The 22,513-nt window shown below is 59.9% G+C and carries 14 protein-coding genes; 9 read left to right on the forward strand and 5 right to left on the reverse strand.

Annotation, left to right across the window (positions count from 1 at the left end; translation table 11 throughout):
• Positions 1-19: 19 nt before the first annotated feature.
• From IEN85_RS22155 to IEN85_RS22175, 5 genes are all read right to left on the reverse strand, one after another.
• Positions 20-2,047, reverse strand: coding sequence for a preprotein translocase subunit SecA (locus IEN85_RS22155; protein ID WP_191619299.1), 2,028 nt, complete (start codon positions 2,045-2,047; stop codon positions 20-22).
• 9 nt (positions 2,048-2,056) lie between these two features.
• The gene (locus IEN85_RS22160) at positions 2,057-4,213 is read right to left on the reverse strand and encodes a peptidase M50 (protein ID WP_191619300.1); all 2,157 of its coding nucleotides are present in this window, start codon (positions 4,211-4,213) and stop codon (positions 2,057-2,059) included.
• Between the two features lie 15 nt (positions 4,214-4,228).
• Complete coding sequence (locus IEN85_RS22165) at positions 4,229-6,025, reverse strand: efflux RND transporter periplasmic adaptor subunit (RefSeq protein ID WP_191619301.1); 1,797 nt, start codon at positions 6,023-6,025, stop codon at positions 4,229-4,231.
• Positions 6,026-6,031: 6 nt separating this feature from the next.
• Complete coding sequence (locus IEN85_RS22170) at positions 6,032-6,790, reverse strand: efflux RND transporter periplasmic adaptor subunit (RefSeq protein ID WP_191619302.1); 759 nt, start codon at positions 6,788-6,790, stop codon at positions 6,032-6,034.
• 185 nt (positions 6,791-6,975) lie between these two features.
• Positions 6,976-8,433: a TolC family protein gene (locus IEN85_RS22175; protein WP_224772841.1), complete on the reverse strand. Its 1,458-nt coding sequence runs from the start codon at positions 8,431-8,433 to the stop codon at positions 6,976-6,978.
• 366 nt (positions 8,434-8,799) lie between these two features.
• On the opposite strand from IEN85_RS22175, the gene IEN85_RS22180 reads away from it, so the two are divergent.
• The 9 genes from IEN85_RS22180 (at position 8,800) to lacZ (ending at position 22,446) form a co-directional block, all read left to right on the forward strand.
• Positions 8,800-11,028 carry an NADP-dependent isocitrate dehydrogenase gene (locus IEN85_RS22180; protein WP_191619303.1) on the forward strand — a complete coding sequence of 743 codons (2,229 nt, stop codon included), beginning with the start codon at positions 8,800-8,802 and terminating at the stop codon, positions 11,026-11,028.
• Positions 11,029-11,346: 318 nt separating this feature from the next.
• Entirely contained in the window at positions 11,347-12,867 is a 1,521-nt protein-coding gene (locus tag IEN85_RS22185) for a fibronectin type III domain-containing protein (protein ID WP_191619304.1), read from the forward strand.
• Positions 12,868-12,936: 69 nt separating this feature from the next.
• Positions 12,937-14,049: an alpha/beta hydrolase gene (locus tag IEN85_RS22190; RefSeq protein WP_191619305.1), complete on the forward strand. Its 1,113-nt coding sequence runs from the start codon at positions 12,937-12,939 to the stop codon at positions 14,047-14,049.
• A 448-nt stretch (positions 14,050-14,497) separates the two neighbouring features.
• Positions 14,498-15,763 (forward strand): M48 family metalloprotease, encoded by a 1,266-nt coding sequence (locus IEN85_RS22195; protein ID WP_191619306.1) that lies wholly within the window; start codon positions 14,498-14,500, stop codon positions 15,761-15,763.
• Between the two features lie 33 nt (positions 15,764-15,796).
• Complete coding sequence (locus tag IEN85_RS22200) at positions 15,797-16,228, forward strand: hypothetical protein (RefSeq protein ID WP_191619307.1); 432 nt, start codon at positions 15,797-15,799, stop codon at positions 16,226-16,228.
• 22 nt (positions 16,229-16,250) lie between these two features.
• Complete coding sequence (locus IEN85_RS22205) at positions 16,251-16,964, forward strand: alpha/beta hydrolase (protein WP_191619308.1); 714 nt, start codon at positions 16,251-16,253, stop codon at positions 16,962-16,964.
• 205 nt (positions 16,965-17,169) lie between these two features.
• Complete coding sequence (locus tag IEN85_RS22210) at positions 17,170-17,922, forward strand: metallophosphoesterase family protein (protein WP_191619309.1); 753 nt, start codon at positions 17,170-17,172, stop codon at positions 17,920-17,922.
• A 133-nt stretch (positions 17,923-18,055) separates the two neighbouring features.
• Positions 18,056-19,063 carry a glycoside hydrolase family 43 protein gene (locus tag IEN85_RS22215; RefSeq protein ID WP_224772844.1) on the forward strand — a complete coding sequence of 336 codons (1,008 nt, stop codon included), beginning with the start codon at positions 18,056-18,058 and terminating at the stop codon, positions 19,061-19,063.
• Positions 19,064-19,323: 260 nt separating this feature from the next.
• Positions 19,324-22,446, forward strand: a complete 3,123-nt coding sequence (lacZ, locus tag IEN85_RS22220) for a beta-galactosidase, LacZ type (protein ID WP_191619310.1) — start codon at positions 19,324-19,326, stop codon at positions 22,444-22,446.
• The last annotated feature ends 67 nt before the right edge of the window (positions 22,447-22,513 follow it).

Consider the following 22,513-nt stretch of genomic DNA (forward strand, 5'->3'; position numbering starts at 1 on the left):
ATTCACAAACACCCTAGTTTCATTGGGTGCTCTCTCCCCGTGAGAACCCGAGGGACGAACGCAATTCGTTTTCGTTTTTCATCACTGCCTTGCGAGCGATCTTGGCAAGTTTCTCCGCTCGACGCTGGGCGTAAAAGAGCCCGAGTCGTGACAATCCGGATACAAGGGGTACTCGGTTGAACCACTTCAAGACTCGCAAGGCCGAGCTAGGCAGCTGCTTCACCAGCAACTCGTCCTCGAAAGAGTAATACGCGCTGGTCGAGCCGCGAGCTCCCTGACGGGCTGCTCGTCCAAAAAGCTGACGATGCACACGACGGCTGCTAGCCGGTTCGGTGGCGATCACGTGCAAGCCGCCCAAGGCTTCCACTCCGGCCTTGAGCTTAATGTCGGTCCCGCGGCCGGCCATGTTGGTAGCGATGGTCACGTGTCCAAGCTGTCCTGCCTGCTCGATGATCTTGGCCTCGTCCTCGATACGCACCGCATTCAATACCTCGCAACGCACTCCATTGATGTTGAGCCTCCGAGCCAAGCGCTCGCTGGCGGTTACGCTCTGGGTACCGACTAGGACGGGCTGCCCATTGGATTGGCGCTGTCTGATCTCTTCGATGATAGCGTCTTCCTTGTCGTCGACGGTCAGAAAGAAACGCATGCCTCGGTCCGTTACTCGCTTGGGCTTGTTACGGGGAATCCGCACCGTCGCCAAGTCGTAGGTTTGCCAGACCTCGTCGGCGATCTCCTTCGCCGTGCCCGTCGCCCCCGACAGATGACCGTAACGTCGGAAGAAGGTTTGGAAGCTGATCTGGGCAATGGTCTGGGTCGGCGGCGTCATGGGCAGGTCTTCCTTGGCCTCCACCATCTGGTGCATCCCCAATTTCCAACTACGGTTCGGCATAGGACGTCCCGTGCTCTCGTCTACGATGACGATCGGGCTGGTCGAGGTGCCGAGATACTTCTTCTCTATAATGTAGTGGGTGCCCTTGAGGAAAAACTGGCGTGCCTCCAGGCCGAGCTGCACCAGCTGGCTGCGGCGAGTGGGACATTCCCAGAGCGCTGCGTCCGGGTAGCTTCCCGATTCGCGGGCGCGTTGGCGGCCTTGCGGGGTGAACTCCAAGCGACGTTGCTGGACCCAAACTCGAAAATCCCTGCCCTCCTCCATCTCGGAAGCCACGAACCAAGCTGCCCGGCAGGCTGCCTCCAGATCATCCATGTCCTGCTGGCGACTGATGATCAGCGGAGTCGTTGCCTCGTCGATCAAGCCGTTATCCGCCTCGTCGATGAAGGCACGAAATAGCCCGCGCTGCACCATGCCCACATAGTTGCGGCCCCTACCGGAAAGTCTCTTAGCGCTGTAGCGACGTCCCGAACAGTTGGCTTCGCCCAAGAAAATGCGGTCCCGCAAGTAGTCCGCCGCCACTTCCTTGGCCGTAGTGTAGACGACCTGCTTCGCGTAAGCGTGGGAACGTTCGACCGGCTCCGACTGGCTGGTCACCGATCCCACTTCCAAGCCCACGCGATCGTACAGTCGCGACATGATCTTGGCGTCGCGATCCGCCAAGTAGTCGTTGGCCGTCACGATGTGGCAATAGCCGCCGCCCATGCAGGCCAGCGAGGCCGCCATGGCCAAAGATAAAGTCTTTCCCTCTCCCGTATCGATTTCGGCCAAGTACCCCTGGCACAAGGCCAAGGCTGCCAGCATCTGCACCGGATAGGGAGTCAGTCCGAGGCTGCGGCGCGAGAGTTCGCAAACCAAAGCCAGGCTTTCCGCCGTCGGCTTCAGGCAAAGCGGCCCCTCCAACCGAGCTGCCGCTCCGCAACGCTGCAGTTCCGAGTCCAAGGCCGCGTCGCTCAAATCTCTCAGATCCGCCAGCAAGCCGAGAGCAGTATCCACTTTTTCCTGCCACTTCTTGCGCACCGAAGCGCGGCGAGACCAACGCCCCGCAACCCCCTTCGCCCAAACGTCCATACCCTTCAAAGGCGCCGGAACCGGCTTCTCGAAGAAGCGGTGCTGGAACTCGCTGGGAGCCTGGAGCTGGAAGGGATTGCTCATGCAACTATTTTAGAGTTGGTACTCTTTCTGGAAGGCCTGGCGCACCCGCAGGTACCATTGGCGACCCAGCGGGAGATTTGGCAAGCGCAGCCGAGCCACTCCGCGCTGCCCGTGGTTGGCAATCTGTCCCTCGGGAACATGCAAGGTGGAACGTATCTCGAAAAACGGTTCGGAGCTGGTGGAACCGGAGCGTTCGTTCGTATTCACCCCGACATTACCGCCACCCATAACGCCCAGCGATGCGGATGGCAGCTGGCTTTGTTCGGCCGGAATCGGCGTCACCTTGCTGAGCTGCATGGTTACGTTTTCCTGGCCAAAAAGCTTCACTTCGGCCGTGTCCCCTATCTCCGTGAACAAGCGATCCACGTCCTTCTGGCGCACCACCGCCGAGAAACGAAACTCCCGCTCACCACGCACAAATCCAAGCGGCGACCCGCGTGCCACCATGCCATCCTCGTACTCGTGCAAGCCGGGAGCGATCCAACGGCCGGATACCGGCGCCTTCACCTGCAGCTCGGCGAGGCGACGCTTCGCTTCCTCGCGACGCACCAGAAGGGCTTCTTTCTTGGCCAGCAGCCCTTCCAACTGAGCCCCGTCCACGCTTTGGTCGGAACGGATCAAGAGCAGCAAGCGCTCGTATTCCAACTCCACCAAGTGGGCCTCCTGCTCCAGCTCGGGATTGCGGAAACTGACCAGCAACTGCCCCGCTTGCACCATAGATCCGGAAGGCGTATCAATCGAAACAAGCTCGCCCGCGGTCCCCGCATACACGTTCACGAAGGGATTCGACTGTACGATACCGTCGGTGCGGAAATAGTGCGGCAAGGGAACCCAGGTGAGAAATGCGGCGATCGCCAAAATGCTGCCCGCTGAAACCAATACTGCTCTGCTTCGATTGTTCATGAGTTCTGTCCCCGAGATTACATAGCGAGCGCCCTTTACGATCGGCACTACCAACCACATCACCGCAAACACGATCGCAATGATCACGCCCGCGATTAGCCATTGTTTGGATACAAAAAAGAGAATGCTCACCAAAAGGAACATGCGATAGATCCAACTGGCGAAAAAGAAGGTCGTGAGCCCGACTACCTCCCCCAGGCTATTCGCCGGCACCGGTTGCCCGCGCAAGCCGAAGCCATAGCGATTCACCGCAAACTTTATCAGCTGCTGAGCACGCATCTGCAAGTTCGGCGTCTCGCTCAGGTCCGTCAATATATGATAGCCGTCGAAGCGCAGCAGCGGATTCAAATTGAACAGGATCGTGGATACGGAAGCGGTAATCGCCATGTTGTAAGCTAGGCGCGACATCGTTCCGTCCCCCGCATTGGCCCAATACAAGATCGCCAAGCCTGCCACAAAGATCTCCACATACATGCCTGCCGCCCCCACCAACACCCGGCGATGCTTGTGCGTGTAGGCATAGCTCGCGGATGCGTCCATGTAAGGCAGCGGGTTGAACACGAGCAGCATCACCCCCATTTCCGGTACCTCGCGACCATAGCGGCGACAGGCATAGGCGTGGCCGAACTCGTGCAAGGTCTTGGTAATGATCATGGCCAAGTACAGCAGCGGTAGATTCGACAGTCCGAGCAAACCCTCCGACACGTCCTTGAATTCACCCCAATTCAAAGCCAAAGCCTGTACTCCAAAAGCAAGGACAAGCAGCCAAACTATAAATCCGAACGGAGCGAAGCACCAGCTGAAGAGGGCTATCGTCTTCTTCAAAAAAGGATCCGGATTGAAGAGCGGGATCTTCAAAAAGAGAAAGCTGGCCCACTGCTGCTTGGTCTTGGTGGCCTTCTCAGTCTTGCGCACTTCCGCCAAGGCTTCGATATCCGCCATGCGATCCCCTCTCAGCAAACCGGAGCGGTAGAGCTGAGATAGCAGCTGCACCACGTCGCCTTGACTGGGCGAATTTTCCGGATCCACCCGCAAAGCCTCGTTCCAAGCGTCTTCCACGCAGTTCTCGTTTTCGAGGTGGCAAACAAACTTGTAGGCTTCCGGGCGGATACGGAAATACTGGTGGCCGAGCTTATCGCAAACCACGTACCACTGCTCGCCTTTGAAGCGTTGACGCACCAACTCGATCCCGGGCAGCAGTCGCAAGCGACAGTCCTTCACCCGATACCAGGATTCGTCAAAAACTCCGTTGGCCGTACTCATGAGTTCGCTCGAAAACTAGAACCAGAAAAGCATGCGGAAGAATTCGACGGTGCGGTGCATCAGGATCCACGCCAGCGAACGCTTGCCTGCATCCACCTTGCACACGCCGCTCATGCCCGGACGCCACCAATCGTCAGGCGCATCCTCCAAATGGATACGGACACGAAAATAGGTTCCCGACTCCTCGATGATCGCCACCGGTTCGAACTGCTCGAGCCTCACGTCATAGCGATCGTAAGGGCGACTCGCAAAAGCCATCTGCCCCACTTGATCTGGGGAAAGGTAATTGATGTCCCGCTCGTCCACCCGCAGCTCCCCGTACAACCCTTCTAGCTTCACGATGCGATAAAGCGTTTCGCCAGCTTGCACGGGCGAAGCGAGCCGCTCGCGCAAGTCGCCTTCCACGATAATGCCATCGAAAGGCGCTCGCACCTGAGTCTTGGACAAGCGATACTCAAGTACATCGATCTTGGCATCCACTTGCTTGGCTGCCAATTGAGCCAAGCGCATCTCGGTCAGCTCGCCTTCGCCCTCAAGGCGACGGGCATCGGTGAGGTTGCGGTCGCGATTAGCCACCAATTCCGCGAGTTGAACTTCGAATTCACGGCGATCTAGATCCAGCAACAAGTCGCCTGCTTGCACGATATCGCCTACGTCATGGTGAACTTGGTCGATGTATCCAGGAAATGGAGCTGTCAAAAAAGCCGATGCCTCGGACTTCAAAATAAAGGACGCCTTCACCTTGTGCTCCATGCGCACCACCAGCGAGACCAGCATGAAAGCCACGATCAACAAGCCGGTCACCTTCCAACCGGTATGGCGATAGCCGATGAAACCTGCGCAAAAACGGCGGGAGCGGCGCCAGATACGCGCCCCGAACCAGCCCGTTTTGCGATGCATCTCTTCTAGGCGAGGAGCAACCAAGTCGAGGATGACTCGCAAGGTTTCGATGTCCTCTTGCCCAACCGGAGCATCTTCCTGTGGATGCTCAACCGTCAGAACGCCCACACATCCATCTTCAAAACGAATCGGCAAGGAAAGCACTCTGCAGTTGGCATTGCTTTCCGAATACAAACGGTGCTGCAGATTCAAGGCATCGCCATCCAGCGGCGGGTGAGCGACCTCGCAGGATTGGTCCGCCGCCTCTTCCATCAGGCGTAGCAAGGAGCCAGCGGCTTCGGTGTCGTTGCGCACGCGACCGCCATGGCTGGTGGCGACCAGCTTATACTTGTCGCCAGATTTCCACGACAAGGTCACTCGCATAGCCTTGAGGTGGTGGGCCAGCTCGCTGCAAAGCGTCATGGCCGCCGGATCGAAATTGACCGACTCCCCCAAAAGGAGGCCGAGGTCAACGATCTTGGAAAATTGGTCCAGCGAACGACTTGAACGCAATGCCGCCTGTTTCGCCTCCGAGCCGGATACCAAGGCCTGAGCCAGGGATACGACCTTGGCAGCATCTTGCTGCAGGCCTTCGCGTCCTTCGGCCAGTAGCACCAGAGAAACGCCATCCGCACGCTCCAAGCCGGCAACGAGCCAGCGTTCCGCGCCCTCTTCTATGACCTGGGCGCCTTCCGGCTTTTCGCCCACCACCGCGCGGCGCACGCTCTGCGGCAGCTCCGACATTCCCCCTTGGCCGTGCTGGCCGAGCAAGCGCACTTCCGAGGCGGAAGCCACGTGCAGCACCAGCGCGCGCTTCAACTCCCACTGCTGGGAAAGGTAACGAGCCAGCGTATTCCAAAAGCTTACCGGATCCACCGCGTCTCCGAGCAATTTCTCGAAGCTGGCCGCATCAAATCTGTCTTCCGATTCCATGGAGCGTTACTGATCCCCCAAGTCGAGTTTCACTTGCACGCGGGCGCCGGGCTTCACCCCAGCCTGCGTATTGTCGAAGACGTAGCGCACCCGGAAAAGTCCGCTGCGGGAGTCGATCTGCGGATCCACGAAGTCCAGCCGCGCCGTGAAGGTTTGGCCCGGTTTGGCGATGGGGAATTGCACCTCCGCTTCGCCGCCCACCTGTAAAGCCGGCAAGTCGGAAGCCGACATGAAGAACTGCAGCTTGAGCTGGTCCGACTTGATCACTTCGAACAGCGGCTCCACTCGCCCGATCGCTTCGCCCGGGTCCTTCAAACGAAAAACCACCACGCCCGCGATGGGAGAACGGATAATGCGTTCCTCCACATCGTTAAGAGCGATCTCGCGCTCGATCTTGAGGCTCTGCAACGCCGTGCGGGCCTCCACCAGCTTGTCCTCGCTTTCGATGCGTTCCGCCACGAGGTCAGCCGTCGCCTTGAAATCGACTTCCGCCTTCTCGATCAGCACTTCCAAACGCTCGACCTCCAGCCGCTCCTGGGAGGAAAGCAGCTCCGCCAAAACCTGTCCCGCTTCCACTTCGTCCCCTTCCGAGACGGACACGGACTTTACGATTTCCTCCACCGGAGAACTCACGGTGATACGCTCCATCGGTTGGCTGATGCCTTCCACCCAACGCGTTTCCGCGAGCAGGCTTGAGCTAACGAGGAAACCTAAACTTGCAGCGAACAAGCTCCGCAAGCGCACGAATCGATAAAGTGGATACATAAATGATTTGGGGTAATTCAGATTGTTAAGGAACTTGCCGTGTGAGCGTAGGGCTGGCGCTCGCGCCACGCCGCGTTGCAGGATATCGGTTCGAAGGCTCCCCGCAGGTCGCAAGCGACGGCCCTACAAAATCGAAACCTCGAGCAACAAGCACCACTTCAATAACAGTTAATTCTAAGATATTTCTATTCCGCTTCGCCCTTCTCGGCGAAGCTAAAGTCGTATCCGAGCACCTCGGAAAGTTCGCCCTGCAGAAGCAACAACTGGATCCAAGCCTTTTGCACTTCCACCTCGGCCGCGAGGCCTTGCGTACGAGAAACGCTGAGCTCGCGCTGCTGGTTAAGCACTTCGTAGTTGGTGGCCTTGCCGTTTTCCAAGCGGCGCTCTTCCGCCTTCAGGGCTTCGCGAGCGAGCTCCACGGATTGCTCGATCAAGTCGCGACGCTTGATGCCCGCTTCCAGTTGGTAGATCGCGTTGTCCAAAGCGCCCAACAATTGGACCTCGGACTGCTTCACCTTCAAGAGAGCTTGCTGCTCGCGCTTCTTGGACGCGAGGTGGCGAGACTTGGCAGCGCGATTGTCCAAAGCCATGTTGAAGGCCAAGCCTACGCTCCAGTCCACGTCTTCGCGATTTTCGAAATCCGAAACCGAGCCGCGCCAGTCGTCGTTCAAGCCGCTGGTGCCCACCGACATGAGCAAATTGATTTCTGGGTAGCGTTGATTCTTGCTGTAGACGACGCGGATTCCCTCGTTCTCCGCCGCCTTCATAGCCGCCAAGTAGTCCGGATTCTTCTCCAGCATCACCGACGCCAGCGCATCGTGGTCCACCCTGCCCGGTACATTCGGCAAGGCCCCTTCGACATCAGCCAAAACGTAGTCCGCCGCATTCAGCACGTAGTTCTCTTGGGTCAGCTCCTGCAGCTGGTTCTGGCGTTGCTTGAAAAACGCGGTCGCCTCGATCAGCTCCGCTTCCGCTTCCGCCACGCGGGCCTCGGCTTGCGTCACGTTGATGGGCGACATGCGCCCCGCTTCCACCCGCTTCTTGTTCTCTTCCAACAAGGCCTTGGCAAGATCGATCGACTCTTGCTTCACCTCGAGGTTGCGGATCGAAAAATGCGTCTCGTAAGTCGCAAGCAACACCCTGGCCACCACCGTTTCGATCGCGGAACGCGTCTCGAAGCGGGCTACTTCCAGCTCAGCCTTGGCCAAGCGGATGGGCGCGAGATTCACCTTCAAGCCGAAGTTGCGCAGCAAAGGCTGGGTCACCGTCAGCTTCACGTTAGACGTGTATTCAGGATCGTAGTACGCGCTGGCGCGACGCGTATAGGTGCTCTCCAAGCGTCCCGAGCCACCAGAGAGCTCATAGGTACTTCCGAATGGCAAGCGCCCGCCCAGCTTGCCGCGGGCGTAGTAGTTCTCGTGGTTGTACTCGGGATCCAGCGGATTGAAGGCAGAGGAGCTGCTGAGGTCCTGGGCGTTGAGCTGCTTGAACAAGCGGTCGGTGCCGATCTCCACTCCGATGCTGGGAGCGAAGCGGCCCCATTCGCCGCGAAGGTTGTCCTCCTTGATCGCCGCGTCCAAGCGGCTGACTTCGAGCCCCAAGTTGTTTTCCAGGGCGCGGGAGATCAGGTCTTGAGGCGTCAATGCCTCCTGAGCTGAAGATATTGAGAGAGGGAAAAGGGCAATGCACGCGAAACGCGCGACCCTGTTGGCACTGCGAGATAGGGATTGGTTCACGATAAGGATAAGACGCCCGTAACCTGCCTAAACCACATTCGGAGTCGAGACATAATCCGGAACCCTGCGATTAGCTACGAAATACCCCAAAGGAAAGACCCTTAGCTCCTCCTGATGTTGTACTGTAAACCTCCTAGATCGTTCGCCTAGCGAACAACGCAGCTGCCTCGACCGACTTTACCCGCCTATCTTGTTGACCCATTCCCGATTCCGCATACGCAAGAACTCCCCTCTATTTGATTGCAGGGGAAACTATCCGAGGTCTCGACAAACATGAGCACAGAAAAATCCACCATCATCTACACCAAGACTGACGAAGCGCCCGCGCTCGCCACCTACTCCTTCCTGCCCATGGTGCAGGCCTTCGCCAAGTCCGCAGGCGTTTCCGTAGAGACGCGCGACATCTCCCTCGCTGGCCGCATCCTCGCTCACTTCCCGGAAAAACTCACAGAAGCGCAGCGCATCGGCGACCACCTCGCAGAACTGGGCGAACTGGCCAAGACTCCCGAGGCCAACATCATCAAGCTGCCCAACATCTCCGCCTCCATCCCCCAGCTCACCGCCGCCATCAAGGAACTCCAGGAGCACGGCTACGACATTCCCAACTTCCCGTCCGATCCCAAGACCGACGAGGAAAAGGAAGCCAAGGCCCGCTACGCCAAGGTCCTCGGCTCCGCCGTCAACCCCGTCCTCCGCGAGGGCAACTCCGACCGCCGCGCCCCCAACGCCGTAAAGAACTACGCCAAGAAAAACCCGCACTCCATGGGCAAGTGGACCAGCGAGTCCAAGACCCGCGTCGCCACCATGGGCCAAAACGACTTCGCCTCCAACGAGAAGTCCGTCACCCTGCCCGCGGCCACCACCGCTGAGATCGTCTTCACCTCCGCCTCCGGCGAAAAGCAAGTGCTCAAGTCCGGCCTCGCCCTGCAAGCAGGCGAAGTGCTCGACGGCACCTTCATGTCCGCCAAGGCCCTCGACGCCTTCCTCGCCGAGCAAGTCGAAGCCGCCAAGCAAGAAGGCGTGCTCTTCTCCCTCCACATGAAGGCCACCATGATGAAGGTCTCCGACCCCATCATCTTCGGCCACGGCGTCCAAGCCTACTTCAAGGACCTGCTCGTCAAGCACGCCGACACTATTTCCGAGCTCGGAGTCGACTTCAAAAACGGCTTCGGCGACCTCGTATCCAAAATCCAAACACTCCCAGCCGACAAGAAGGCGGAAATCGAGGCCGACATCCAAGCCGCCTACGACAACGGACCTGACCTCGCCATGGTCAACTCCGACAAGGGCATCACCAACCTGCACGTTCCCTCCGATGTCATCATCGACGCCTCCATGCCCGCCATGATCCGTTCCGGCGGCATCATGTGGGACAAGGACGGCAAGGAAGCCGACACCCTCGCCGTCATCCCCGACAGCAGCTACGCCGGCGTCTACCAAGCCGTCATCGACTTCTGCAAGAAGAACGGCGCTCTCGACCCACGTACCATGGGCACCGTGCCCAACGTCGGCCTCATGGCTCAAAAGGCCGAAGAGTACGGCTCCCACGACAAGACCTTCGAAATCGCTGAAGCCGGCACCGTCTCCATCGTCGACGCCAACGGCAACGTGCTCCTCTCCCACGAAGTGGAAGCCGGCGACATCTGGCGGGCCTGCCAAGCCAAGGACGCTCCTATCCGCGACTGGGTAAAGCTCGCCGTCACCCGTGCTCGTGCCTCCAACACGCCCGCCGTCTTCTGGCTCGACGGCGACCGCGCCCACGACGCCCAGCTCATCGAGAAGGTCAACACCTACCTCAAGGACCACGACACCGACGGCCTCGACATCCAAATCCTGCCGCCCGCGGCCGCCTGCAAGTACTCCGTGGAGCGCATGGCCAAGGGACTCGACACCATCTCCGTCACCGGCAACGTGCTGCGCGACTACAACACCGACCTCTTCCCCATCCTCGAGCTCGGCACCTCCGCCAAGATGCTCTCCATCGTTCCCCTCATGAACGGCGGCGGCCTCTTCGAAACCGGAGCCGGCGGTTCCGCTCCCAAGCACGTCCAGCAGTTCCTCGCTGAAAACTACCTGCGCTGGGACTCCCTCGGCGAATTCCTCGCCCTCGCGGTCTCCTTCGAGCACCTCGGCGAAACCACTGGCAACGCCAAGGCCAAGGTCCTCGCCAAGACCCTCGACGCCGCTACCGGAAAATTCCTCGAGAACGACAAGTCCCCGACCCGTCGCCTCGGCGGCATCGACAATCGCGGCTCCCACTTCTACCTCTGCCTCTACTGGGCCCAGGAAGTGGCTGCCCAAACGGAAGACGCCGAGCTCGCCGCCGCCTTCCAGCCCGTGGCCGATGCCCTTACCAAGAACGAGGACAAGATCGTGGAAGAGCTCATCGCCGTCCAAGGCAGCGAAGTCGACGCCGGTGGCTACTACCACTTCGACGACGAGAAGGCCTCCGCCGCCATGCGCCCGAGCTCCACGCTCAACAGCATCCTCGCCCTCATCTAACTGGTGGGTCGGCTTCTCCGAAGACGACCTATTCACACCAACCCAATCTCACAAAGAGCAGCCCTCACCGGCTGCTCTTTTTTACGCCCATACCAGCCCCCCCCCTAAATTTGCGTACGTGGGCCAGCAAATAGACTCTAGTCAAAACGTTGGACCACGATAACACAATCCCCCTAGGGAACAACGCGAGCTTCTTCGTGTATCCACGCAATCACGACGCTTGATCCAATTTTGGTAGAGACATCGCTAGGGAAGCCACCCACAAGGCATGCGTTCCTTTAACACCCATGCCAACTCCTGCTTGCCAACCGATCCTCGATGAAACTCCTTCCTGACGCCCTCACTCGTCACGTCCAAATCCTCGCCGCACTCACACTCGCTCACAGCGCCCAAGCCAGCGTATCGCTTAACTGGAAAGACAATTCCAGCAACGAAGACGGATTCGCTATCGAACGCTCCATCGACGGAATTCACTTCCAGGAAATCGGTCGCGTTCCAGCCGACGTCGACAAATTCACCGATCCGAACGCGACCGAGGGAAAAACCTTCCACTACCGCGTACGCGCCTTCAACGCCTTCGGATTCTCCGGCTACACCGACACCATCAGCGCCACCGTCGCTGCCTTGGTCGAAAGCGCCAGCGAAACGATCGACCGCACCCTGCAAACCGTTTCGGAGGAAAGCGAGAAGCTCCTCTTCAACGGTCAGTTGCTTTCCGCGAGCAGCCTGCCCACTACCACCGTCGGCTCCTCGACAATCCAAGACGCATACCAATACTACGACAGCCTTGGGCTCCATGCCCTGATCTCCCTAGGCAGCGGTTTGGGCCCCCGCTCGGACTCCTTCAAATTTACCTACCTTCCCATCGAGCAAGACTGCCAAATCGTGGTCCGCGTCCCTTTCCATTCCGGTGGATCTCCGGAGAGCGCCTGCGGCATCATGGTTCGAAGCAGCCTCGCTCCCGACTCCGCCTACGGGGCCGCGCTGCTCACGGCCAACGGCGCCGCTCAGGCTCGTTGGCGCCCAAAAAACAACGACATTTCGCAAACCCGAGAGCTGCTCAGTTCCCATCCCAACACCCGCTACCTGAAAATACGCCGCCGCGGTTCCTATTGCTGGCTGAGCGCTTCCCGGGACGGATACGACTGGTCACCAAGCAGCAAGGTTCCCGTCGCGCTCGGCAGCACCCCTCTGGTCGGCATTTTTCTCGCATCTTCCGGAAACACCAACTCCATCGCGGTGCTCGAAATCCTAGAAAGCACCGAACCCCTCTTGGCTCCTTCACTCTCCTACTACCGCGCATCTGGCAGCCAAGCCGCCATCGGAGTCGAAAGTTCCCAGGTCTCCTCCACCCTCGACCAAGCGACCGGCCTCTACAAGCTGACCGCCCAAGGACGCGGCTTCGAGCAATACCACGACCAACTCAATTTCTACCAGTGGACCGGCGTCGGATCGTGCCGCATTGTCGCCAAGATCCACGCCTTCGTGGGCGATGGAACCTCCGCCCGCACCGGGCTCTCCCTGCGAGCCTCCCTCGAACCCGACTCTCCAATCGCCGCCGTCACCCTCAACGGCTACGGCAAGATCGAGACCCTGACCCGCTCTGGGGACGGGGCCAAGATCACCACCCTCAGCGGACCGGAACTCCCCGCCGGTTGCTACCTCGCCCTCGAACGGCAAGGCAACACCGTCTCCTACCAATGGTCCCCCAACGGGGTCGACTGGAACGAATTCGGAACCGCAATCCTTGATCTCCCTTCAATCCATCACGTCGGCCTCACCCTCGGCTCTCATGATGGCGAATCCGCCTCGCTGATTGAGCTCACCGGCCTCTACTGAGACCTAACGCGCTTACCGAAGTGTAGAACCACCCTAGACAGTGGCAGCCGGGCTGTGCATAGACAAGGCATGCCCTACCCCAAGATCCGCTTTACGGTTGCCGTCGTCGCGGCAATTTTCGCCCAGCTCTGCCATGCCAGTACGCTAGAGCTGCCACCCCCGCCCCCTCCCGCCGACATCCCCACGCCAGGCCCCCAAACCGACGCGCCCTACCAGCCTACGCCCATTGTGCCCGGCGGCATTGTCATCCCACTCTACCCGCCCGACTCTCCGCACCTCGACCCAAGCCGTATCCACGAAGCCGAGACATACGGCAGCTACAGCCCTCCCCACCTCGGCTACATCGTAAACATCCACAACCCCTCCATCGAATTCCACGCCGCCAACGGAGCACTCAACACCGGAGCCACCGTCATCCTCGCCGCCGGAGGGGGACACAATAATCTCAACATCGTGGGCGAAGGCTCCCTACTCGTACCCTTCTTTACCCAAAACGGCATCAACGCCGTGCTCTTGCGCAACCGCCTCCGCTCCGACGGCTATAAACCTACAACCCACGGCGTGCACGACGCCCAGCAGGCCATCAAGCTCGTCCGCGCCCACGCCAAGCATTGGAATTTGGATACAAACAAGATCGGCATTCTCGGCTTCTCCGCCGGTGCCGAACTCGCCGCCCGGGCCGGCCTGCAATACGAAGCCTTCGACGCGGCGGAAAACAAGCCCGACAATCCACTCGCCTCTATATCCTCCCGACCGGACTTCATAGGTAGCGTCTACCCCGGTCCCTCGCCCTTCGCTTTCGGCAAGTCCGCGGACATTCCCCGCGACGCTCCCCCTGTATTTTTCGCCTCGCCCGGCTGGGGCGATTGGATTCACGCCATCTGGGCCACCGAGCACTTCACCGCCCTGCTCGAAGACGGCGTACCCAATTGCGAACTACACATCTACGCCCGCGGTGTGCACCCCGGCGACCGCTCCCAAGCCAGCCAAGCCCCCGCCACCGCCGGCCTCAGCAGCCGCGACGGAGTCGCCTTCGGCAAATGGCAAGACCGCTACCTGCACTGGCTCGACGACCTCGGCTTCCTACAAAAACCAGGCGCTGAAACCCAAGCCGCCCGCGACACCGCCGCCAACCTCGACCGCCCCGACCGCATCTCGAAGTACCGCGAGATTAAACGTTAAGGTCGGGTCTTCCGTAAGACCTAGCACTGCGCTTCAGCCAGCGGCCCCATTAGCAAGGTCGTTTCTCTTTGATCCGCCACCTAACAGGCAGTCACGATATTCGAAACCTGGCAAAACGGATCCACTCGCCAACCGATCCCCATCGGGGAAGAGAAAACGATTCCCCGCCTCTCAAAAGCCAACCCCGGAGGCGGAGACATGTGCCCCAAAAAATCGATCACGCCGCAACCCGCTTTGCTCCGCCCCAAGATCCCGATCGTGCCCAATGCCAACTTCCTCGAAATAGAATCCGGCAGAGCAAACAAGAGGGGGCGACCTACAGTCCTGTAAAACCAGTCAGGCATAGCGGCAAACTGGCCAAACTTAAAGCCGCGAGCAAGCCTCGGTATCAGCCAAATCTTTTGGCTTTCCACCTCAGCTTCCCCATCCATAGGTTTTTAGCCACCCCATGCAGAAAGATCCCGCCCAGCTCCAAGCCCGCTCCCGCAAGTACGCCCGCATCGACTTCGCTCTGATCGCCCTTTGCCTCGCAGCCAACGCCGTCCTCGCCTACCTCATCGTCAGAGAAAGCTCGCTCTACTCCGTATTCGTTTCCTGTATACTATTCGGGCTTTCCTACGCCATCCACCTCAGCTTCGCCCACGGACTCTTCAAGCTCCCCAAGGCCCGCCTCGTCGAATTTGGCTCCACCCAAAAGATCGGTCGCTACCAAGCGGGCGAAATCTACCTCATGATGCGTGAACTGCTCGCCCCGCATCGCGGCAAAGAACAACCCCGCACCTACATCACCTTCCAGAAATACGACGGCGCCTTCGTGCTCAACAGCCTGCTCTTCAATTTCGTCAAACCGCTCAACGCCGTCTACATCTCCCAGCACCTTTTCCAAATCCTCAAGCCCGGCGAAATCAAAGCGATCCTCGCCCACGAGCTCGCCCATTTCTACGAATACATCCGCCCACTCAGCCGCGTTCACTTCGCTCTCATGGGCTTCAACGCCCTCTTCCCCATTTACCTCAGCCTCGACGCCGGCTCCATCTCCCTCTGGCAAGCCTTCCTCATCTGGCTCGCCTTCTCCCTGCTCTTCAACTTCTCCGTCAACACCTGGCTAGGCCGCACCTCCCGCGACCACGAACACCTCTGCGACCTTTCCGCCGCCCGCCGCTACGGAGTCCTCAACATCGCAAACGGCCTCTTCGGCGTCTGCAAAACCGCCGAAATCCAAGCCCAGCTCTACAAAGCCCTGCTTCAACGTATCCGCAACGACAATACACTCTCCATCGATCAGCTCGACGAGCTGCTCTTTCGCTGCGAAAACGAACTGCCCGCCAAAGCCATCGGCCAAAAAGACATCCAACGCCTCGTCAGCAACATCCTCGCCAGTCCCCAGTCCCAACAAATCCGCAAGCCCCTCGACGCTCAGCAACAAGCCAAGGAGGAACAGCTCATCCAAAAGGCCATCGACCGGCTCCTGCTCGACCGGGACTTCAAGCTGCTCGACTGGAAACGCTTCGACTTCGTCATCCCCGACGGCCGCCTCAACCAGGCCGAATACGAGCGTCTCGTACGCACCCTCGACGCCAGCCCCCAGCACCAACTCTTCAACATCGCTACCGACAACGTACGCGAAAGCAAAAACAGCACCCATCCCACCGTCGCCCAACGCATCCTCTTCCTCGAAAACGCCCGCCTCCTCGACCCCAGCATTCCCATCTAGACAAGCGAGCTCATCCACCCCCTCCCCCAATAAATGGATACAAAACTAAAAGTAGGCTACTGGCTCTACGCCCTTTCCTTCGTGGCCCCTAGCTTCGACCTCTCACTTTGGGGCATCCAGATCGCCACCCACTGCGCGCTGAGCAGCGTCGCACTCCTGCTATCCGGATTTCCCGAGCTCTTGTATGGTTTGGCTATGCTGTCGCTTTTCTTTCTCAACTTCACCGTCCTACCCGGGATCGAGCTGCACAAAGGCCTGAGAATAGCCACCATGATCCTCGCCGGACTCGCGGGAATCCTCCCTCAGCAAGGCCCCGAGGGCGAGACGCTCTTCTACATCACAATGCCTCCCTATTTGCTTTGGGTCGCGTCCGTTCTTCTGATCAACCTGGTGAAGATCAAGGAAGCCCACTCCGGCCAAACCGTAGATAACAAGGCCCTGCAGGAGCGACCGCGGTCGCGATAACTTCCGACTCATAAACCTATCCATGCCCGAAACCGAGTACACCCTGCGCAGCGAGATTCTCGATAACGAGCGACGAATCTGGATACGCGAACCCGCCTCCCTCCAAACGGACCTCGATCTCCTCATCGTCCTCGACGCCGAGCTCTACCGCAATCGCGTGCAAGCTCCGCAGATCATCGAGGACCTCTTCGAATCCGGCACGCTCGCCCAAACCTTGGTCGTCTACGTCTCTAGCGTCAGTATGGACGTCCGCTGGATCGAGTGCCCCTGCTACCCTCCCTTCGCCGCCTTCGTAACCAAAGAGTTGATACCTTCGATCCACGAACGCTATCCCAAAACAGTCCAGGCCAAGGAACGCGTCATCGCCGGACTCAGCTACACCGGACTCGCCGCCTCCTTCGTCGCCCTCACCCACGACGGCCTTTTCACAAAAGTCATTTCCCAATCCGGTTCCTACTGGTCCAACGATTGTTGGCTCATTCGGGAATTCGACGGCCAATCCCTGAACCATCCGCCCGCCTTCTTCCTAGACGTAGGCGACAAGGAAACGCAGGAGTATGTCTGGCACAAAGAAGACGTCGTGCAAACCATCTCCCAGGTGGAAGGCGTCGAACGCTTCCGCGACATGTTGTTGAAAAACGGATACGAGGTACGCTACGACACCTTCTCCGGCGGACATTCCGCCGAAGCCTGGGCCACCTCTCTCCCCAACGCCCTGAAGTGGGCGCTGGGGTGACAACCGAAAACCGCGTGTGGGAGCGTGCTTCGCAAGTCCGCCATAGCTCGAAGAGCGACGGCTGGAGTCAAGCGATAAACGGAACCAGCTCCCACGCCACGCGATCAGGTCTGCCACAGGCAGGCGTTCGAGAACAAATTCGCTCTCGCGACCATTTCCCTTTGCAGCCTCAGCAAGCGTACCGTTTGCTTCCCACCGCAGATAAATGAACGACTCCTCCCAGCACTGCCTCGTCCTCCCCGACATCCACCAAAACATCGATTGGGCGGAAGCCGTCTTGCAAAAAGAAGCCCCCGCCGCGGATCGCATCGTGGTGCTCGGCGACTACTTCGATACCAAGGTCGAAGCGGCAGCAGACGTCGCCCAGACCTGCCTCTACCTCTCCCAACTCGAAAAACGCTACGACGCCCCCTTCACCTTCCTCGTCGGCAACCACGACCTGCCCTACCTCTACGACCTGCACCACCAGCGCCGCCCCGACGCCAGCGATTGGAACCCCTATTTCAACGGAGCCTACAAACCCTACCTCTCCGAAAGCATCCAAGGCCACCTCGCGCCGCAATTCCTGCGCAAACTCGAGCCTTTCGCTTTCGCCCAAGGCTGGATCCTCTCCCACGCCGGCCTCCATCCGCGCCACTTGGCATCGCCCGACTCCGCGGGCCTGCAAGCGCTCTACGACGCACTCAAGCCGCAGGTTCTCCGCCTTCCTTCCGACAAACCGCAAGCCCTCGCCGCCGTCGGAGCTGCCCGCGGCGGAACCGACGCGCACGGCGGCATCGTCTGGCAGGACTGGTTCAAGGAATTCGAGGACGCGCTGCCATGGCCGCAAATAGTGGGTCACACCCTCATCCCCGAACCGAACCAAAAGGGCCGTAGTTGGGACCTCGATACGAAAAACGGAAGCTACGGCATCCTTCGCGGCGGGGAACTTGAAATCCGCTCCCACCCCAAAGAGTAGCGCGCTACACCCCGCTTCCCCCAATCGAGGGATACAGATCCGCTTGCCCTCTTCCCCGCCAATTCGTGAATTGGGTAAACGCACATCCAACGCGCTCCGCTCCAACGCCCACCCCAAACATTCTCCATCGCCCATGACGCTCGCAACCTTCGCTCCGCGCCTTCTCCGCCTTTCCAGTCTCGCCGCAGCCCTCCTGCTTAGCGCCTCCCCGCTCGCCGCCAAGCCCGCCGGCTACCTCTTCGCCACCTTCAAGGGCGAGCAAACGCCGCTCACCGAGCAAATCTACTTCGCCACCAGCCATGACGGCCGCAGCTGGAAAGCCCTCAACGGAGGCGAGCCGGTGCTCGTCAGCGAGCAAGGGGAAAAAGGCCTGCGCGACCCCTACCTGCTGCGCTCCCACGACGGAGAAAAGTTCTACATGGTCGCCACCGACCTGAACATCAACCTCAACCCCGACTGGGGCCGGGCCGTCACCGCCGGCAGCCACAACGTGGTCGTCTTCGAGTCGACCGACCTCGTCAATTGGTCCGAACCCCGCCTCATCGCCGTCGCCCCCGAGGACGCCGGCTGCACCTGGGCCCCCGAGGCCATCTACGACGAAGAAAACGAAACCTACATGGTTTTCTGGGCCTCCACCACCGCCCGCGACGACTTCGCCAAGCACCGCATCTGGGCCGCCCGCACCGACGACTTCAAAACCTTCGGCGAGCCCTTCGTCTTCATCGAAAAGCCCACCACCGTCATCGACACCACCATCGTCAACGACGGCGAAAACTACTACCGCTTCACCAAGGACGAGAAGTACAAGAGCATCACCATGGAAACCGCCCCCCGCCTCTCCGGGCCCTGGAGCGACGTATCCGATTTTTCACTCGCCCACCTGCAAGGCTACGAAGGTCCGGAGGCTTACCGGCTCGACGCCCCCAGCGATGGCGAACCCGGCCAATGGTGCCTCATCATCGATCGCTATTCCCAAGGCACCGGCTACCAGCCCTACGTCACCTCCGATCTCAACTCCGGCCAGTTCGAGCCCGCCGAAGGCTTCCAGTTCCCCTTCCACTTCCGCCACGGCTCCGTCATCCCCCTCAGCGCCGCAGAGCTCGAGCGAGTAGAGTCCCACTGGGGCACCAGCTCCCCGTAGGAGCGACCTTGGTCGCGATCCCCGGCCACGACACCTTCAAGCTCCACAACAAGCGCTCCCCCAAAAGACTTTCCCCTATTCGGGGGATGGACGCTTTTCCACGCACCTTGTATCCTCCCCAGACCACGGGTTTCCGACGACAAGTGGAACGACTCCCCTTGCCCGCCCGCCTCCTCGACGAGGCGCAGCGCAGGGAGAGGAGGCGAGCCTCGGAAACCACCCCGTCTTCTAACCACATCAGCCCTGCAACCCCTCGAAAAATGGCCAACGCCACCAAAACACTTTTCACCGTCTCCGCAGCCCTCGCTTCTTGCTTTTGCCTCTCCGCAAACGACCTCAGCGAACTCAGCTCCCCGGAGGTCTTCCAGATCAACCGCGAGGCTCCGCAAGCCAACTTCACCCGCTTCGCCAGCAGCGACGCCAGCCAGGAGCGAGCAGACTCGCCCTACTACCGCTCCCTCAACGGCGAGTGGAACTTCCACTGGTCTCCCAAGCCCGCGGACCGGCCCATCGGTTTCGAAGCCCCCGCCTACGACGTCTCCAGCTGGGACACCATCCCCGTCCCCAGCAACTGGGAACTCGAAGGCCACGGCATCCCCATCTACACCAACCTCGTCTATCCCTTCCCCAAGAACCCGCCTTTCATCGACGCCTCCGACAACCCCGTAGGCAGCTACCGCCGCGAGTTCACCGTACCCGCCGATTGGGACGGCAAAGACATTTTCCTCAGCTTCGGCGCCGTGCGCTCCGCCTTCTACCTCTGGATCAATGGCCAGCAAGTCGGCTACAGCGAAGGCAGCAAGACCGAGGCAGAGTTCAAGGTGAACGAGTACCTCAAGGAAGGCTCCAACACCCTCGCCCTCGAAGTCTACCGCTGGTCCGACGCCAGCTACATCGAGGACCAAGACTTCTGGCGCCTCAGCGGCATCGAGCGCGACGTCTGGCTCTACGCCACCAACCCCGCCACCCTCAAGGACCTCAGCGTCACCGCCAACCTCGACGACGCCTACCAGCGCGGCCTCTTCTCAACCGCCTTCGAACTCACCAACAGCAGCGGCAAACCCCAAAAGCTCACCCTCTCCGCCACCCTCAAGGACGGCGAAAAAGCCGTCGCCACCTTCCGCAAAACCGTAAAGGTCGCGGCCAAAGGAAGCGAAACCCTCACCTTCGAGAAGACCGTTCCCAACGTCCGCAAATGGACCGCCGAAACGCCCGAGCTCTACACCCTCACCGTTAGCGTCACTCCAGAAAACGGCGACCCCGAAGTCACCCAGCTCGACGTCGGTTTCCGCCGCATCGAGATCAAGAACGCCCAGCTCCTCGTCAACGGCAAGGCCGTCTATCTCAAAGGCGTCAACCTGCACGACCACCACCCCGTCAACGGTCACGTCATGGACGAGAAAATGACGCTCAAGGACCTGCAGCTGATGAAGGAAAACAACATCAACGCCATCCGCTGCAGCCACTACCCCAAGGAAGATTCCTTCTACACCCTCTGCGACCGCCTCGGCTTCTACGTCGTCGACGAAGCCAACATCGAAGTCCACGGCATGGGCACCACCAACCAAGGCAAGTTCGACGAATCCGTCCACCCCGCCTACCTACCCGAGTGGAAAGGCGCCTTTATGGACCGCACCTACCGCATGTACGAGCGCTCCAAGAACCACCCCTCCATCATCATCTGGTCCCTCGGCAACGAAGCAGGCAACGGACAAAACCAATTCGCCGCCTACGACTGGCTGAAAGAAGTGCAAGACACCCGCCCCGTGCAATACGAAGGAGCCACCCACTACTCCAACAGCGATCTGCAGGTACCCATGTATTGGCGTCTCCACGACATGATCAAGTACGCCGAAGAAACGCCCGAACGCCCGCTCATCCAGTGCGAGTACTCCCACGCCATGGGCAACAGCGTCGGCAACTTGCAAGACTACTGGGACGTCATCGAGTCCTACGACATCATGCAGGGCGGCTTCATCTGGGACTGGGTCGACCAAGGCCTGCTCGCCCACGACGAAAACGGAAACGAGTACTGGGCCTACGGCGGCCACCTCGGCGGAGCCCACCTGCAGCACGACCAGAACTTCTGCCTCAACGGCCTCATCAACGCCGACCGCAGCGCCCACCCCGCCCTCTACGAAGTTAAAAAGGTCTACCAGTTCATCAAGTTCCGCGACTACGATCCTAAAACCCAAACCGTAGAAATCTCCAACGGCTACGACTTCACCTCCCTCTCCGACTTCCAAGTCAGCTGGACCCTACTCGAAAACGGCGAACCCATCGCCCGGCGCAGCCTCCCCGTCCTCGACATCGCCCCCGGCGAATCCCGCCGCATAAAGCTGGATACACCCGCTTTCGACGCCAGCGACGCCGAATACCTGCTCAACCTCTCCGCCAGCCTCAGCGTCAAAAAGCCCCTGCTCTCCGTCGGAACCGAACTCGCCGCCGAGCAGTTCGCCCTCTCCGCTCCCCAATTCGCAAGCCCCAGCCCGCAGCCCTCCTCCGAGGCAAGCCTACAGGAAACAAACAGCGAGCTCATCGTCTCCGGCCCCCACTTCGAAGCGACTTTCCACAAGCAAACAGGCGCCCTATCCGCCCTCAGCTACTCCGGAAAGCAAATCCTCAAGGAAGCCCTCAAGCCAAACTTCTGGCGAGCCCCCACCGACAACGACTTCGGCTACCACATGACCAAGACCCACGCCGTCTGGAAACAAGCCACCGAATCGCCCGCAAACGCTACGCTCGCTCACAAGAGCCTCGGCAACGGAAGCGTACAAGTCACCGCCACCCACCAACTCGCGGCCGTGGACGCCAGCCTCGAGATCGTGTATACGATTTCCGGAGACGGATCCATCGTCGTCGAGAACAAGCTGCGAGGCGTTTCCGACAAGCTCCCCGACCTCCCCCGTTTCGGAAACAACGTCATCTTGCACGAAGCCTTTTCCAACGCCGCCTGGTACGGCCGCGGCCCCTTCGAAAACTACTCGGACCGCAAGACCGCCGCCTTCCTCGGAAACTACGCTTCCAAAGTCGAAGACCTGCTCTTCGCCTACGGCCGTCCCCAAGAAAATGGATACCGGACCGACACCCGCAGCCTCGCCCTCACAAACAAGGACGGAGTCGGCATCCTCGTCCAAGCCATCGATCGCCCCTTCGGCTTCAACGCCCGCCACCAGTACGAGTCCGACTTCGATCCCGGCGTGGAAAAAGCGCAACGTAAGACTAGCGACATCTTCCACCGTCCCCTCGTCAGCCTGAACATCGACCACTCCCAGATGGGGGTCGGCGGCGACAACAGCTGGGGCTACCGACAGCACGACCAGTACCTCATCGCCCCCGAGGACCTGTCCTACTCCTACAAAATCTCTCCAGTACAAAACTAGAAATTTCTAACTCTTTGTGGGAAGCGACCTTGTGTCGCGATTCGTTCGCCCAATATCGCGGCCCTGG

The sequence above is a fragment of the Pelagicoccus enzymogenes genome (genome assembly GCF_014803405.1).
Lineage (GTDB): Bacteria > Verrucomicrobiota > Verrucomicrobiia > Opitutales > Opitutaceae > Pelagicoccus > Pelagicoccus enzymogenes.